Genomic DNA, 14776 nt, shown 5'->3' with positions numbered 1-14776 from the left:
CTCCTGCTTGTTACTTTATGGAATGTCCGTTGATTGAGCGCCGGATGATATCCGGTGTCAGCAGTGTGTGTAGCGGATGTCTTAAGGTCCGGCCAATAGGATTACCGAACAAAGAGGCGAAAATAGCGGCAGCTGGTCACGACAATTTTTGCTTGCGATTGAATTGGCGGGCGAGACGCAGGAAATTGCCGAGCATCGCATGACCATACTCCGTCAGCACCGATTCTGGATGAAACTGCACCCCATAGGTTGGATGCCTCACATGGGTCAGGCCCATAACCTCCCCAATGTCGGATTGTGCAGTTACTTTCAAATCGCCGTCATCCTTGATGGATCTCGACAATCAGCGAGTGATATCGCCCTGCCCGGAATGGACTGGGCAGACCCTTGAAGACTCCGCTTCCATCGTGATTGATCGCCGAAGAACGGCCGTGCATCGGCTCCTGTGCGCGAACAACCTCGCCGCCAAAGACCTCTCCGATGCACTGATGTCCAAGGCAGATGCCAAGCATGGGGATCTTCCCGCTCAACCCTTCGATGATGTTCATTGACTGGCCGGCCTCATGCGGCCCGCAAGGGCCTGGCGAGAGCACTATCGCTTCCGGCGCCAATCGTTGGACCTCGGCAGCAGAGATCGCGTCATTGCGGACGACCTGGGTTTCGACGCCGAGTTCAGCAAAGTAGCGGGCGACGGTGAAAACGAAGGAGTCGTAATTGTCGATGATCAGGATCATGGCCCGTTCCCCTGATCGAAGACGGCAAAGATGCGAGCCGCCTTGTCGAGCGTTTCCTGATATTCCGCCGCGGGATCTGACAAGGCGGTGATGCCGCCGCCCGCCTGAAATACCGCTTTTCCGCCTTGAAAAAGCACCGTGCGGATACCGATATTGCCATCGAAATTGCCGTTGAACCCAATGAAGCCGATGGAACCGCAGTAGACGCCGCGTGCTTCACGCTCGATTTCGGTGATGATTTCCATTGCCCGAAGTTTTGGTGCGCCGGTGATCGATCCGCCCGGAAAGGCCGCCCTAATCAAATCCGCCAGGCAATTGCCTTCCGCCAGCCGCCCGGTAACGACAGAAACCAGATGATGGACGCTCGCATAGGTTTCGAGCCCGCAAAGCACGGGTGTCAATACAGAGTGCGGACGACAGACGCGGGAAAGATCGTTGCGCATCAAATCGACGATCATCAGATTTTCCGCGCGATCCTTCTCTGATTTGAGAAGGATATCGGCTAAACGCTTGTCTTCGTTCGGGTCTTGCGATCTGGGCATCGTGCCTTTGATCGGACGTGTCTCGACTTGATCGCCCTTCACCGAAATAAACCGTTCCGGCGAGCTCGAAGCAACGATGATGTCTCCATGATCAAGATAAGCTGCAAAAGTCGCGGCGTTTTGCTTTCGCAACGCCTTGTAGAAGCGCCACGGCGCGAAGTTTTTCGGCAAGTCAGCTATGAAACGCTGGGCGATATTGGCCTGAAAGATGTCGCCGTCGAGGATGTATTCCACGACTTTGGCAACGGCCTGCATGTAATCATCGCGCTCAAAGTTGGACCGCCACGAAGCTCTTGGAATCCTCAAATCATGTTGCGGTTCAGGGGCCATCTGTCCCGAATCCCGCTGGATCGCTCCCAGGAATAATTCGGACCGCTCGATGCGTCGCGCTACCCGCGCCGCCTCGCTCTCTTCCGGCAACCCGGAAGATATCAGCCAGACCCGTCTGGATTGATGATCAAAGGCCAGCACAACATCGTAGAAATACCAGGTCGCGTCCGGCATTGAACCTTGGATAGGAACATCCGGCTGCGGCAGACGCTCCAGCAGGCGGCCGAACTCGTACGAAAAATAGCCGATAGCCCCGCCTTGGAATGGCGGCAGTTCCGGCTGGTCGTCCAGACGATAAACATCCAGATAATACGAGAGAGCCTCCAAGGGCCGCATGTCGATCGCGACGCCGTTCCAGCCTGCAACGCCGTTCTGCACCATCAGTTTGCCAAAAGGATCCGCCGCCACATAGGAATAACGCGCGAGGTTCTCGTGACGCATGGCGCTGTCAAGAAAGCTTAGCCCCCCGAGCGGCCGCAATCGCTCGGCCGCATCGACGGGCTCCAGCCATGGAATCTCACGAACGTGCAAGCGCCAACCTCCCTTTCAGCCGCTGAGATTATCCGCTCTTGCGGGTTGATAGAAGGATACTTGTCTCGGTCGAGGTGATTCCGTCAATATGACGGATATCGCGCAGCGTGCGGTCAAAAGCTTCCAATGTCTCCACCTCGATCTCAGCGACGATGTCCCAACGCCCGTTCGTCGTGTGCATGGCGCGGATTTCCGGAAAGCCCTGCAGCCGCCGGATAACTTTTTCTGCGCCCTGTCCGGCAACTTCGATCATGGCAATTGCCCGCACACCGTATACGCCGGCTCCAGCTTTCAACGTGACTGTGAAGCCCTGTATCGTTCCATCCGTGGTCAGCTTGTCGATACGCGTTCTTACCGTTGCGCGAGAAATGCCGAGAATTGTCGCCATGGAAGAAACCGGCAAACGGCAATCATCCCGCAGCAAAGACAGCAATTTACGGTCTACATCATCCATTGTCTTTCAATCTGATAAATCCAATTGGGCAAAGTGCGCATATATATGCGCATTTCTATCAGGATGCTGTCTTTTTGTCACCGCCTCGAAGTGCCAGTATCGCGGTGAAACATGATATTATTTTTCCATATCCTGGACCATTCAAACGCGAAAGTGGCGGTTGTTGATGAACATGCAAGGCAATTTCGAAGACGCTCACAAGCAGAAGCTTACCATCATCGGTGCGCCGATCGAGGAAGGTGCGGGCCGGCTCGGCGCACTGATGGGGCCCGCAGCCCTGCGCACAGCGGGCCTGGTCCGCACGCTCGAAGAGCTTGGTCACCCGGTGGAGGATCGCGGCGATCTGCGCTTGCCGGAGGTATTGCCAATTGTTCCGCCGGTCGCGGGCCTTGCGCATCATATCGAGAAAATTGCCGCCTGGTCGCGCATGCTAAGCGCTGAGACGTATGAGGCAATGAAGCACGGCAGCTTCCCGGTCATTCTTGGCGGCGACCATAGCCTGTCCATGGGCTCGGTCAGCGGCGTTGCCCGCTATTGCGAGGAACACAACCGTGAATTGTTCGTGCTCTGGCTGGATGCTCATTCCGATTTCAACACACCGTCGACCTCGCCATCCGGAAACATGCATGGCATGTCGGCGGCGCTCCTGTGCCGTGAACCCGGCCTGGAAGGTGTCATGGGCGATGAGCCCCACGGATTCGTCAAGCCGGAAAACCTCCACCTCTTTGGTATTCGCTCCATCGACTCGACCGAGCGCGTACTTTTGCGCGAACGGGGCATTGATGTCATCGACATGCGCAAGATCGATGAGTTTGGCATCGCGAAATTGATGCGTGGCATCATCGAGCGAGTGCAAAGGGCCAATGGCATTCTGCATGTGAGCTTCGACGTCGATTTTATCGATCCCTCGCTTGCACCTGGCGTCGGAACCACCGTTCCAGGCGGCGCGACCTATCGCGAAGCACATCTCGTGATGGAAATGCTGCACGATTCCGGCGTGGTCGGTTCGCTCGACGTGGTCGAACTCAACCCATTTCTGGATGAGCGCGGCAAGAGCGCCTTGCTGCTCGTTGATCTTGTCGCGAGTATTTTCGGTCGGCGGATTTTCGACAAACCCAATCTTTCAGACCAGAGCGCAGCCGCTCTGAACGCATGAATTCGGCAATAGGAGGATATTTTGCTGCACACAGCCGCTGACCTGATCTCAACAGAATCCCGCCTTGGGGCGCACAACTACAAGCCGCTTGACGTGGTACTGGAGCGCGGCGAAGGCGTGTATGTCTGGGATATCGACGGCAATCGTTATCTGGATTGCCTGTCCGCCTATTCGGCCGTCAATCAGGGCCACTGTCACCCGAAAATTCTGAAAGCAATGACCGAGCAGGCTGGCAAGCTGACGCTGACCTCCCGCGCTTTCCGCAATGACCAGCTGGCTTTATTCTATGAGGAACTCGCGGCGCTTACCGGCTCGCACAAGATCCTGCCGATGAACAGCGGCGCCGAAGCGGTTGAGACCGCGATCAAGGCTGTGCGCAAATGGGGCTACGAGGTTAAGGGCGTGCCGGAAAACGCTGCCGAGATTATCGTGTGTTCGAACAATTTCCATGGCCGTACGATGGGCATCGTCGGTTTCAGCACCGATCCTACGGCACGCGAAAATTTCGGTCCGTTTGCTCCAGGCTTCAAGATCGTTCCGTTCGGCGATATTGATGCCTTTGCCAAGGCACTGACGCCCAACACAGTCGGTTTTCTGGTAGAACCGATTCAGGGTGAAGCCGGCGTGATCATTCCGCCCAAGGGCTATTTCAGCAAAGTGCGCGAGCTGTGCACCGAAAACAACGTTACGCTCATTCTGGACGAGATCCAGACCGGCCTCGGCCGTACCGGTGCGCTGTTGGCGGAAGAGCATGAGGGCATCGAGGCTGATGTGACGCTCATCGGCAAGGCGCTTTCCGGCGGCTTCTATCCAGTGTCGGCAGTGCTTTCCAACAGCGACGTTCTTGGCGTGCTCAAGCCGGGGCAGCATGGCAGCACCTTCGGCGGCAACCCACTGGCCTGCGCTATTGCACGTGCGGCGCTACGTGTGCTCACCGAAGAAAACATGATCGAAAACTCCCGCATCGAAGGCGAATATTTCCTTCAGCAGCTGAAGGGTATACGCAGCAATATCGTGCGGGACGTACGCGGACGCGGGCTGATGCTGGCGGTGGAGCTGCATCCGGAGGCCGGCGGTGCCAACCGGTTCTGCAACGAGTTGAAAGAACGCGGCATTCTCGCCAAGGACACCCATGGCGACACGATCCGCATCGCTCCGCCGCTGGTGATCAAGCGCGACCAGATCGACTGGGCTCTGGAGCAGTTCGAGACGGTCCTGACAAGCATGAACTGAGTTGAAGGGCTGGCCGGGTCAATCCCGGCCAGTCTCACATCCGTACACGTTCAGCCTTTGGATCGTACATCGGCTTTAAAGAAGCCTCGGCCTTCACCCGCACCCCGGCGATCTCGATCTCGTAATTTGAAGCCAGAATCTGTTCCGGATTTTCTTCCTTGCTCGGAACGTAACCCAGGCCGATAGCGCCGCCGAGATGGTGGCCATAATTGCCCGAGGTGATTGTTCCCACAATCTCTCCATCACGGACAATGGCCTCATTGTGGAAAAGCAGTGGCTCTGGATCACTTAGACGAAACTGCACGAGCCTGCGATCGAGCCCGGCTGCCTTCTTTCTCAGCACGGCATCGCGGCCAATGAAATCACCCTTATCGACTTTCACTGCAAACCCAAGCCCTGCCTCCAGCACATGATCCTCGTCGGTGATGTCGTGGCCGAAGTGGCGGAACGCCTTTTCAATGCGGCACGAATCCAGCGTGTGCAGACCGCAAAGCTTGAGGCCCAGCTCTTGTCCCGCCTCCTCGATGGCCTCGAATACATGCGCCGTCTGATCCGTGGAGACATACAGCTCCCAACCGAGTTCGCCGACATAGGTCACGCGGTGCGCGCGTGCGAGGCCCATACCGATCTCGATCTCGCGCGCGGTCCCGAACGGATTGGCTTCGTTCGAGAAATCATTTGGACTGATCTTCTGGATCAGTTCGCGAGATTTGGGTCCCATCAGACACAGCACCGATTCCGCCGGGGTTACATCGGTAATCACCACGAATTCGTCCTTGAGGTGCTTGCGCATCCAGGCCAGGTCACGCTGCAGGGTCGCACCGGGGACAACGACAAAGAAAGTTGTTTCCGACAGGCGTGTAATCGTCAGGTCGCTTTCGATCCCCCCGCGATTATTGAGCATCTGGGTGTAAACGATGCGGCCAGGCTCGACGTCGAGCTGGTTAGCGCAAAGCTTCTGCAGGAACAGTAAAGCATCACGACCCTCGACGCGGATCTTGCCGAACGAAGTCATGTCGAACAGGCCGACTCCATTGCGCACGGCAAGATGCTCTTCGCGCTGATTGTCGAACCAGTTCTGCCGTTTCCAGGAATAGCGGTATTCGCGCTCCTGACCGTCCTTGGCAAACCAGTTTGCGCGCTCCCATCCGGCGACTTCACCGAAGACCGCGCCACGCTGCTTAAGATGTTCATGAATGGGTGAGCGGCGGATATTTCGGGATGTCGCCATCTGCCGGTAGGGGAAATGATCGGCATAGAGCAGGCCCAGTGTCTCAGAGACACGTTCCTTCAGATAACGCCTGTTCTTCTGGAATGGCTGCGCGCGGCGGATATCCACCTCCCACAGGTCGAACGGCGCCTCGCCATCGTGAATCCATTGAGCGAGTGCCATCCCCGCACCGCCGGACGAGACAATACCGATCGAATTATAGCCCGCAGCGACCCAATAGCCGCCAAGTTCCGACGCTTCTCCGAGATAATAGCGGTCATCGGGGGTGAAGCTTTCCGGACCGTTGAAGAATGTATGGATCCCGGCTGTACCGAGCATAGGCATGCGGTTGACGCCCATTTCGAGAATGGGTTCAAAATGCTCGAAATCCTCCTGGAGCTGGTCGAAACAGAAATCTTCGGAAATGCCGTTCATGCCCCAAGGCTTGGCGACCGGCTCAAAGGCGCCCAGCATCATCTTGCCGGCATCCTCCTTGTAATAGGCGCATTCATCCGGAACGCGCAGCACGGGCAAGCGCCCAAGCCCCTCGATGGCCTCGGTAACAAGATAGAAATGCTCGCAGGCATGCAGCGGCACGGTGACACCCGACGTTCCCGCCAGATCGCGTGCCCACATGCCGGCGCAGTTGATCACCACGTCGGTCTCGATCGTGCCCTGTTCTTCGCCTTGCACCCAGGTCACGCCGGTTACGCGGCCGTTCTTTTTGAGAACGCCGGTGACTTTGACGTTCTCGACAATTTTGGCGCCGCGCTGGCGTGCGCCCTTGGCAAGAGCCATGGCGATATTGGCCGGGTCGCACTGTCCGTCGAGCGGCAGATGCACCGCGCCCACCACATCTTCAATGTTAAGATGCGGATACATCTCCTTGACTTCATTTGGAGATATTTCACGAACATCGACATCGAAGGCACGCGCCAGCGAAGCCTGCCGGTAAATCTCGTGCTTGCGTTCCTCGGTCAGAGCCACGGTGATCGAGCCCACCTGGCGCATACCGGTGGAGACCCCGGTTTCCGCCTCCAGCTTGACATAGAGGTCGGCGGAATATTTCGCCAGCCGTGTCATGTTCTGCGAGGCGCGCAGCTGGCCGATGAGCCCTGCAGCGTGCCACGTGGTGCCGGAGGTCAACTGCTTGCGCTCCAGCAAAACGACATCGGTCCAGCCGAGCTTGGCGAGATGATAGGCAACAGAACAGCCGGAAATGCCGCCGCCGATGATGACGGCGCGCGCTTTGGTGGGTAGCGAACTCATGCGCGTATTCTTTCGTTCTTGGGATCCCAAAGCGGCTGGTCAGGATGGACGGTCGCTTTGTAGCGCTCGCCGAAGATTTCCACCTCGACTTCCGTCCCGGGTTCGGTGAGTTCGGTCTTCAGCATGCCAAGCGCGATCGATTTGTCGATCCGGTGCCCCCAGCCCCCGGAAGTAGTTTCACCAACAATAGTGCCATTGTGCCAAAGCGTGGACATATAAGGCGCGTCACAGTCTCCGGCATCCACAGTCAGCGTGACGAAGCGTTTCTTCACGCCCTGCTGCTTTTCACGTTCCAGAGCGGCCTTGCCGATGAATTCCGGCTTTTCCCACTTGATGAAACGTTCAAGTCCGCTTTGCAGCGGAGTGTAGTCAGTGGAAAGGTCGCCTTTCCAGGCGCGATAGCCCTTTTCGAGGCGCAGGGAATCCAGTGCGAACATGCCGAAGGGCTTGATCCCGTATTTCTGTCCTGCTTCCCATATCGCATCGAAGATCGCGGCGGTGTCGGCAACTTTCGTATGCACCTCCCAGCCAAGCTCACCGGCAAAGGAAACGCGCACCAACTGGCAATACCGCCCGGCGATCTGCGTCGTCTGGTGCGAAAGCCAGGTTTTCTCGAGATCCGCATCGCAGATATCTCGGAACAGATCACGGGCCCTCGGCCCGGTAACGATCTGGCAAGAGAAATCTTCCGTGACGTTGGCGATGCTGATTGAACTGCCGTTCGGCAAATGATTGAGCAGCCAGTCGCGATCATGCCATTCGGCAACACCGGCGGTGATCAGGAAGAACACATTCTCATCGATCGCCATAATGGACATTTCTGTGACGACCCGGCCCTTGTCGTCGGAGAAATAGCCAAGGCCGATCCGTCCAGGCTTCGGCACGATACCGGTGACCAGCGTCGACAGCCATTCGCGAGCGCCCTCGCCGCTGACTTTGAAGCGCGAGAAACCGGGCAGATCGAGAATGCCAACAGCGTCGCGCACGGCATGGCACTCTTCGCGGATACGCTGCTGCCACGGACCATCACGAAGGAACGTTTGCGTTGATTCCTCCGAAACATCGTCGCCCGGCTGCGCATACCAGTTTGCGCGTTCCCAGCCATTATAGGCACCGAACTGCGCACCCAGCCTGGCAATCCGATCATGGATAGGTGAAACCTTCTTGTTGCGGCCCGCCGGCCACGTATGGCGCGGAAAATGAATGGCATATTCGTGCCCGTACACCTCCACACCCTTGGCAACGCAATATTCAGTATCGGTAAAGGCGGTGAAACGGCGCGGATCGCACGACCACATATCCCATTCCGTCGCGCCTTCCGTGACCCATTCGGCCAGAACCTTGCCTGCTCCGCCAGCCTGCGCGATGCCGAAGGTAAAGACACAGGCTTCGAATGCATTGGGTACGCCGGGCATCGGACCGATCAGCGGATTGCCATCCGGCGCGTAGGGGATTGGACCATTGATCACCTTCGACAGGCCCGCGGTACCGAGAATTGGTACACGGGCAATGGCATCATTGAGGTACCAGTCGAGGCGCTCAAGATCATCGGGGAACAGCTGAAACGAGAAATCATCCGGCATTGGATCATCGGCAGTCGCCCAATGCGCACGGCAATTGCGTTCATATGGCCCGAGATTCATGCCGTTCTTTTCCTGCCGCAGGTAATAGGACGAATCGACGTCGCGCAGCAACGGCAGCTTGTGGCCGTTTTCGCGAGACCAGGCAGCGATTTCGGGGATTTCGTCGAACAGCAGATATTGATGGCTCATCACCATCATCGGCACATCGCGGCCGAACAGCTTGCCGATCTCCTGCGCCCGATAACCCGCCGCATTGACCACATATTCGCAGCGAATCTCGCCCTGCGGCGTAGCAATCACCCACTCATCGTTCTCGCGGCGCGCCCCGGTGACCGGACAGAAGCGGATGATCTTCGCTCCCATGTCGCGGGCACCCTTGGCCAGAGCCTGCGTCAGCTGTGCAGGGTCGATATCGCCATCATTGGGATCGTAGAGGGCGCCCTCAAGCTCATGCGTTGCAATGAACGGATAGCGCCCGTTGATCTCATCGACCCCCAGCACATCGATATCCATGCCCTGATAGCGGCCCATGCTCTTCACGCGCTGGAATTCGCGCATCCGCTCCTTGGTATGCGCCAGCCGTAGCGAGCCGGTGACATGGTAGTTCATGGGATAATCGACCTCGGCAGCCAGCCCGCGATAGAGCTCGGCTGAATAGCGCTGCATGTTCATCACCGACCAGGAGGCCGAAAATGTCGGCACATTGCCCGCTGCATGCCAGGTTGAACCCGATGTCAGCTCGTTCTTTTCAAGCAGCACGCAATCGGTCCAGCCTGCCTTGGCAAGATGGTAAAGCGAGGAGACGCCGACCGCTCCGCCACCGATAATGACGACGCGCGCCGAAGTTGGAAAATCAGACATACAAAGTCTCCCGTGGTCTCATGCTGTAATGAGGACCGGCCCGATCAGGCCCGCCCGATTTCATCGAGGTACCACTGGATGTACCGCAATTCGTTATACTCCATCGGCGCAATCGGCCCCGGCACAAAGTAGTGCGAGCGAACCCCGCGCGCCGTGTGTTCGATGATCGTCTTGTCTTCCGCAGTCGTCACCTTCCACAGCCAGGTCAGCTTTTCGAGGTCGTAATCCTTGCCCTCTTCCGCATCGCCGCGCACCAGCCAGATCAATTCCATCTCGCAGCTATCGACGGTCTTTGGAATGAAGCGGTAGATCATGCCGTGGTCCGGATAGCAGACGAGGAAACTCGTGCCGCCCAGGTGAATGGAGGTGACGCCGCCATCGAACTCCGAAAACCGCCCCATCAAGGGCCCGACCGGCGAACCATCCTCGCTGCCACTGGAGACGCCATCATACAGTGCATAGCGGAATGTGTGGATTGCCTCCTGGCCATGTGCGGAATTCTGCCAGTTATCGCCGGTGGCAATATCAATACCAAGAGCGCAGGTGCGCTGCTCCATGCGCGCATTGAGCTCGACAATCTTTTCAGCTGGCTGTTCCAGCGCGTGCGTCTGCGAATATTCCGGGTGCGCCGGGCCGCAATGGTAGCATTCCACGTAGTTTTCGACAGCCAGCTTCCAATTGGAATCGACGGGATAGGTTTCCCGGTGTGCGACTTTGGCGTCCGCCCAGCCATATTGACCGCAGGTGGTGCGAAGCGACTGCTCAATGATGGAGAAATCCAGCGGTTCGTCGGCAAAGCAGATGAAGATCAGTCCTTCCGCCACGCGCACATGCAGTCTCTTCAGGCCATGTGCGCTGCGGTCAAAATCCTTGGGCATCAGCCGCGCGGCACGCAGACTCCCGTCATTGGCATAGGTCCAGGCATGGTACGGGCAGACGAAGAAGCGAGCATTGCCTTTTGGTTTGGTGCAGACCTCGGCGCCGCGATGGCGGCATACATTGAGAAACGCGTGAATCGATCCATCTTCGTTGCGCGAAACGATGACCGCTTCTGTGTCGATCTTGAACAGCTCGAAATCCCCGGCATTGGGAATGATGCTCGCATGACCGATGCAGTGCCAATGCCGCCGGAACACCCGCTCCATGTCGCGGGCATAGACATCCGGATCCATATAGAAAGCACGAACCAGCCCGTGGCCCGGCCGGTGTTCGGCGATCAATTGATCGATCTTGTCCAGAGCCGGTGCAATTTCTGCAAATACCTGTTCTGCACCCATGTCATTCTCCGAAGAAGATTGTTTCAGGACGCTTATTTTCTGTGAGACGCGCCGCAGATTAGAATGATTCCGCATTGCGCGCCGTTCAAGCGATCGTTACTCATAAAGGCATGAATTATATTCACGCATCTTTTTTCGAGGTTCCGAAGCCATGATGTCAAAGCCCCGGATACCTCCACTCGGCGCTTTGCGGGCATTCGAGGCATCGGCGCGGCTATTAAGTTTCCGGCTTGCAGGCGACGAACTTGGCGTGACGCAATCAGCCATCAGCCATCGCATCGCAGAGCTCGAAACGATCCTCGGCCTCAAACTGTTCGAGCGCCTGCCGCGCGGCGTGTCACTGACCGATGCGGGCACACTCTATTACCCCTATATGCGTGATGCATTTGAAAAGATCGCACGCGGTACGGCACTGATTAATCGGATCGGCACAACGGACGATCTAGCGCTGGAAACTTATGCGACCTTCGCCATTCGATGGCTTATTCCGCGTCTGACCGATTTTCGTAAGGTCAACCCCAATCTCGCCATTCGTATCGGCACCAGCCAGCTCGATTGGGAACTCAATATCGACAGTTCAGATATCGGCATCATCCACACGACGCGGCCGGAGCGAATGAACCTGCATTACCGGCTGCTGGTCAAGGCGCAGATGTGTCCTGTTTGCAGCCCGCAGATTGCCGCGCGGATGAACGGTGACGCGGGGACAAAGGCCCTGAACAAGGTCCCGCGCCTCGCGCTCTACACGGCGCCGGAAGATTGGGGCACATGGCTGGAGGCTGCCGGAATGGCCGATACGGGCCAGGCCGTGACGCTGAAGTTCGATACTTATCTCGCCGCCCTGCAATCGGCTCTGGACGGTCAGGGCCTCGCCGTCGCACCGGATTTTCTCGTGGCTGATGACATCAAGGCTGGGCGGCTCGTCGCTCCGTTCCCGCTGAAAGTTCCGCAGCCCGGCGCCTGGTATATGATCTGCCGCAAGGAGCGCGTCGGCGAAACCCGCATCCGCCAATTCGAGCGTTGGCTGGTTGAACAGTTTGGCGGAACTACTTCCGCTTGATGCCTATCGACCGGCCAACACGCGCAGGCATGGGAAGCCTTGAATGCGCTTGCTTGTACAACTCGAGCATAGGCAGAACATCATCGGGAAACGGCACGACCCTGGGGCCGCTCATATCGACGTGAAGTGACAGAACCTCGGCCGTAGCCGCAACCCACCCATCCTTGTGCACGATTTCGTTGTAGGTGTGGAGGCGTTTGGCATCAAAATCGATCAACTGACTGGTGACGGTAACGATATGGTCGAGATGAATTTCCTGCACGTAGCAGATATGCACTTCTGCGGTATAGATCGTCAGTTTGCGCTCGGCAGCATATTTCGGCCCAAAGCCAAGTTCTGCAAGGAACTCGTCGCCACCCCGGTCAAACACAACGTTGTAATAGGCCATGTTTAGATGGCCGTTATAGTCGATCCATTCCTTTTCCATGGCAATCGGCGCGGAACGATGCAGTTCACCTTGTGAAGTTTCGGCTGACATTCTGGGCTCCTGTCTGGAATGGCGCGGCTATTTGATCGCAGGTTGAAACATGAAGTTGAATAGTGCTGCTTTGTCAAAAGCGACTCTCAGTGAACACTCCGGAAAGCACTGGGCGGTTTACCCTCGAAACTTCGGAAGGTCCGGGTGAACGCCGCTGCCGACGAAAAGCCCGTGCGCGCCGCGATATCGGCAAGCGGGGATCTCGTATCGGTGATCAGCCGCCGCGCTACCTTCAACCGCAGGCGCAGATAGTAGCGCCCCGGCCCCTCGCCGACAGCTTTCGCGAATATCTTTTCCAGACTTCGGGCGCTCAGGCCACATCTCTTGGCAATCGCGCCAATGGTCAACGGCGTATCAATATGGCTTTCCATCAAGCGGATGGCCCCCGCCAGTTTCGGGTGCACATCATCGAGCCGTCCGAGCGAAACAAGTGGCTGCGCATCGTTCGATGCATGCGCCTCGTCATAGATGAACACGCTCGCAACATCGAGAGCCACCGACATGCCATAGCGTGACCGGATCAAATGGAGCATCAGATCGAAGGTCGGCGAAGCGCCGCCACTGGTGAAGACCGGTCCGTCGATGACGTAGCGATCCGGACGAATGTCGGCGTCCGGAAACTCCGCCGTGAACTCCTCCATGTCTTCCCAATGGGTGGTCGCCTTGCGCCCCGATAGCAGTCCCGCACGGCCAAGCAGCCAGGAGCCGGCCTCGATACCGCCAATCATCTGGTAATTGTGAACGGCGCGGCGCAGATTGGCAGTAAAAGTAGTGCGGGCGATATCGGACGTGCCAAAACCGCCTACAACCAATAACATATCACCTTTTTCTGATGTATCAAATGAGCCAGAAACCGCAATTGGCAAGCCACAGGTCGTCATTGTCGGTTCGCCATCGAGCGAGACGATCCGCCATTTGAAGAGATTGCCACCCGAGACGCGATTCGCTGCGCGCATCGGGTCGATTGTCGAGGCCACACACATGAGCGATGCGCCGCTAAAGACGAGAACAGTCACGTCCAGCGTCTTTGTGTTCGGCAAAAAGAGTGGCGATGTTTCGTTATTCATCAATTTCATTTCGTATATTGCAAAGCATGGCTTGGCAATCGGGGCATGATCAGGATAACCAAAATAATGGGAGCACTGCCATGGGACTTACCCCCAACCGCGATGTATTCATCACTTGCGCCGTGACTGGTGCGGGCGATACCACAGGCCGTTCCGACAAAGTACCGGTCACCCCGCGCCAGATTGCCGATGAATGCATTGCTGCCGCCAATGCCGGCGCCGCCATCGCGCATATTCACGTTCGTGATCCGAAAACGGGCAAGGGTTCGCGCGACATCACGCTCTATGCGGAAGTCGTCGAGCACATCAAGGCATCCGGCGTCGACATGGTCCTGAACCTAACCGCCGGCATGGGCGGTGACCTTACTCTCGGCAGCGTCGAGCAGCCGATGCCGCCCTCGCCCAATGGCACTGACATGGCAGGCGCAACCGAACGGCTGGAGCACGTGGCCAAACTTCGCCCGGAAATCTGCACGCTCGACTGCGGCACGATGAATTTCGGTGAAGGCGATTACGTCATGACCAACACGCCGGCCATGCTGAAAGCAATGGCCGCGCAGATCCAGGCTTTAGGCGTGCGTCCGGAAGTCGAAATCTTCGACACGGGGCATCTGCTTCTTGCCAAGTGGCTCTATGACCAGAAACTGCTGGATGATCCGGTCATGGTTCAGCTCTGCATGGGCATTCCATGGGGTGCACCGGACGACATCGGAACACTGCTGGCGCTCACCAATAATCTCCCATCCAACTGGACGTTCTCGGCATTCTCGATCGGCCGCAACCAGATGCCCTATGCAGCAATGGCCATGCTGGCAGGCGGTAATATCCGTGTTGGTCTTGAAGACAATATCTGGCTCGACAAGGGCGTGCTTGCCACCAACGGCCCGTTGGTTGAGCGGGCGGTGAAAATCGCCGAAGGCATGGGCGCCCGCATTCTCGGACCCCAGGAGGTCCGTGAGCGCATGAAATTGACAAAGGGCTGGTGAGAAAA

11 protein-coding genes and 1 pseudogene are annotated in these 14776 nt (G+C 57.4%); 4 read left to right on the top strand and 8 right to left on the bottom strand.

The features are described 5' to 3' along the window. Positions 1 to 136: 136 nt before the first annotated feature. The 3 genes and pseudogenes from N8E89_RS15550 to N8E89_RS15540 form a co-directional block, all read right to left on the bottom strand. Positions 137 to 734: pseudogene (locus tag N8E89_RS15550) on the bottom strand (anthranilate synthase component II). After that, on the bottom strand, positions 731 to 2137 hold the full coding sequence (pabB, locus tag N8E89_RS15545; RefSeq protein ID WP_262260450.1) for an aminodeoxychorismate synthase component I: 1407 nt from the start codon (positions 2135 to 2137) through the stop codon (positions 731 to 733). The pseudogene N8E89_RS15550 and the gene pabB overlap by 4 nt, the downstream one beginning before the upstream one ends. Before the next feature lie 28 nt (positions 2138 to 2165). After that, positions 2166 to 2591, bottom strand: coding sequence for an Lrp/AsnC family transcriptional regulator (locus N8E89_RS15540; RefSeq protein WP_112759830.1), 426 nt, complete (start codon positions 2589 to 2591; stop codon positions 2166 to 2168). A 166-nt stretch (positions 2592 to 2757) separates the two neighbouring features. On the opposite strand from N8E89_RS15540, the gene rocF reads away from it, so the two are divergent. Both rocF and rocD read left to right on the top strand, forming a co-directional pair. Next, positions 2758 to 3747, top strand: coding sequence for an arginase (rocF, locus tag N8E89_RS15535; RefSeq protein ID WP_262260449.1), 990 nt, complete (start codon positions 2758 to 2760; stop codon positions 3745 to 3747). A gap of 24 nt (positions 3748 to 3771) precedes the next feature. Next, on the top strand, positions 3772 to 4980 hold the full coding sequence (gene rocD / locus N8E89_RS15530; protein WP_106665260.1) for an ornithine--oxo-acid transaminase: 1209 nt from the start codon (positions 3772 to 3774) through the stop codon (positions 4978 to 4980). A gap of 34 nt (positions 4981 to 5014) precedes the next feature. Here rocD and N8E89_RS15525 read toward each other — a convergent pair whose 3' ends face one another. The 3 genes from N8E89_RS15525 to N8E89_RS15515 are packed head-to-tail and all read right to left on the bottom strand — an operon-like array spanning position 5015 to position 11180. Continuing rightward, on the bottom strand, positions 5015 to 7459 hold the full coding sequence (locus N8E89_RS15525) for a GcvT family protein (protein ID WP_262260448.1): 2445 nt from the start codon (positions 7457 to 7459) through the stop codon (positions 5015 to 5017). Then, positions 7456 to 9903 (bottom strand): GcvT family protein, encoded by a 2448-nt coding sequence (locus N8E89_RS15520; protein ID WP_262260447.1) that lies wholly within the window; start codon positions 9901 to 9903, stop codon positions 7456 to 7458. The genes N8E89_RS15525 and N8E89_RS15520 overlap by 4 nt, the downstream gene beginning before the upstream one ends. Before the next feature lie 44 nt (positions 9904 to 9947). Next, the gene (locus N8E89_RS15515; RefSeq protein ID WP_262260446.1) at positions 9948 to 11180 is read right to left on the bottom strand and encodes an aromatic ring-hydroxylating oxygenase subunit alpha; all 1233 of its coding nucleotides are present in this window, start codon (positions 11178 to 11180) and stop codon (positions 9948 to 9950) included. A gap of 151 nt (positions 11181 to 11331) precedes the next feature. Between N8E89_RS15515 and N8E89_RS15510 the strand changes: the two genes are divergently transcribed. Then, positions 11332 to 12240, top strand: coding sequence for a LysR substrate-binding domain-containing protein (locus N8E89_RS15510; protein WP_262260445.1), 909 nt, complete (start codon positions 11332 to 11334; stop codon positions 12238 to 12240). Here the strand turns inward: N8E89_RS15510 and N8E89_RS15505 are convergent. Beyond that, complete coding sequence (locus N8E89_RS15505) at positions 12227 to 12718, bottom strand: thioesterase family protein (RefSeq protein ID WP_113172944.1); 492 nt, start codon at positions 12716 to 12718, stop codon at positions 12227 to 12229. The genes N8E89_RS15510 and N8E89_RS15505 overlap by 14 nt on opposite strands. An 86-nt stretch (positions 12719 to 12804) precedes the next feature. Beyond that, entirely contained in the window at positions 12805 to 13785 is a 981-nt protein-coding gene (locus N8E89_RS15500; protein WP_112759958.1) for a GlxA family transcriptional regulator, read from the bottom strand. Positions 13786 to 13865: 80 nt separating this feature from the next. Between N8E89_RS15500 and N8E89_RS15495 the strand changes: the two genes are divergently transcribed. Then, positions 13866 to 14771: a beta-keto acid cleavage family enzyme gene (locus tag N8E89_RS15495; protein ID WP_262260443.1), complete on the top strand. Its 906-nt coding sequence runs from the start codon at positions 13866 to 13868 to the stop codon at positions 14769 to 14771. Positions 14772 to 14776 lie beyond the last annotated feature (5 nt).

The organism is Phyllobacterium sp. A18/5-2 (assembly GCF_025452215.1).
GTDB lineage: Bacteria > Pseudomonadota > Alphaproteobacteria > Rhizobiales > Rhizobiaceae > Phyllobacterium > Phyllobacterium sophorae.
Note: the sequence above shows the minus strand (reverse complement) of the source record. Positions and strands in the feature narration are given on the sequence as shown.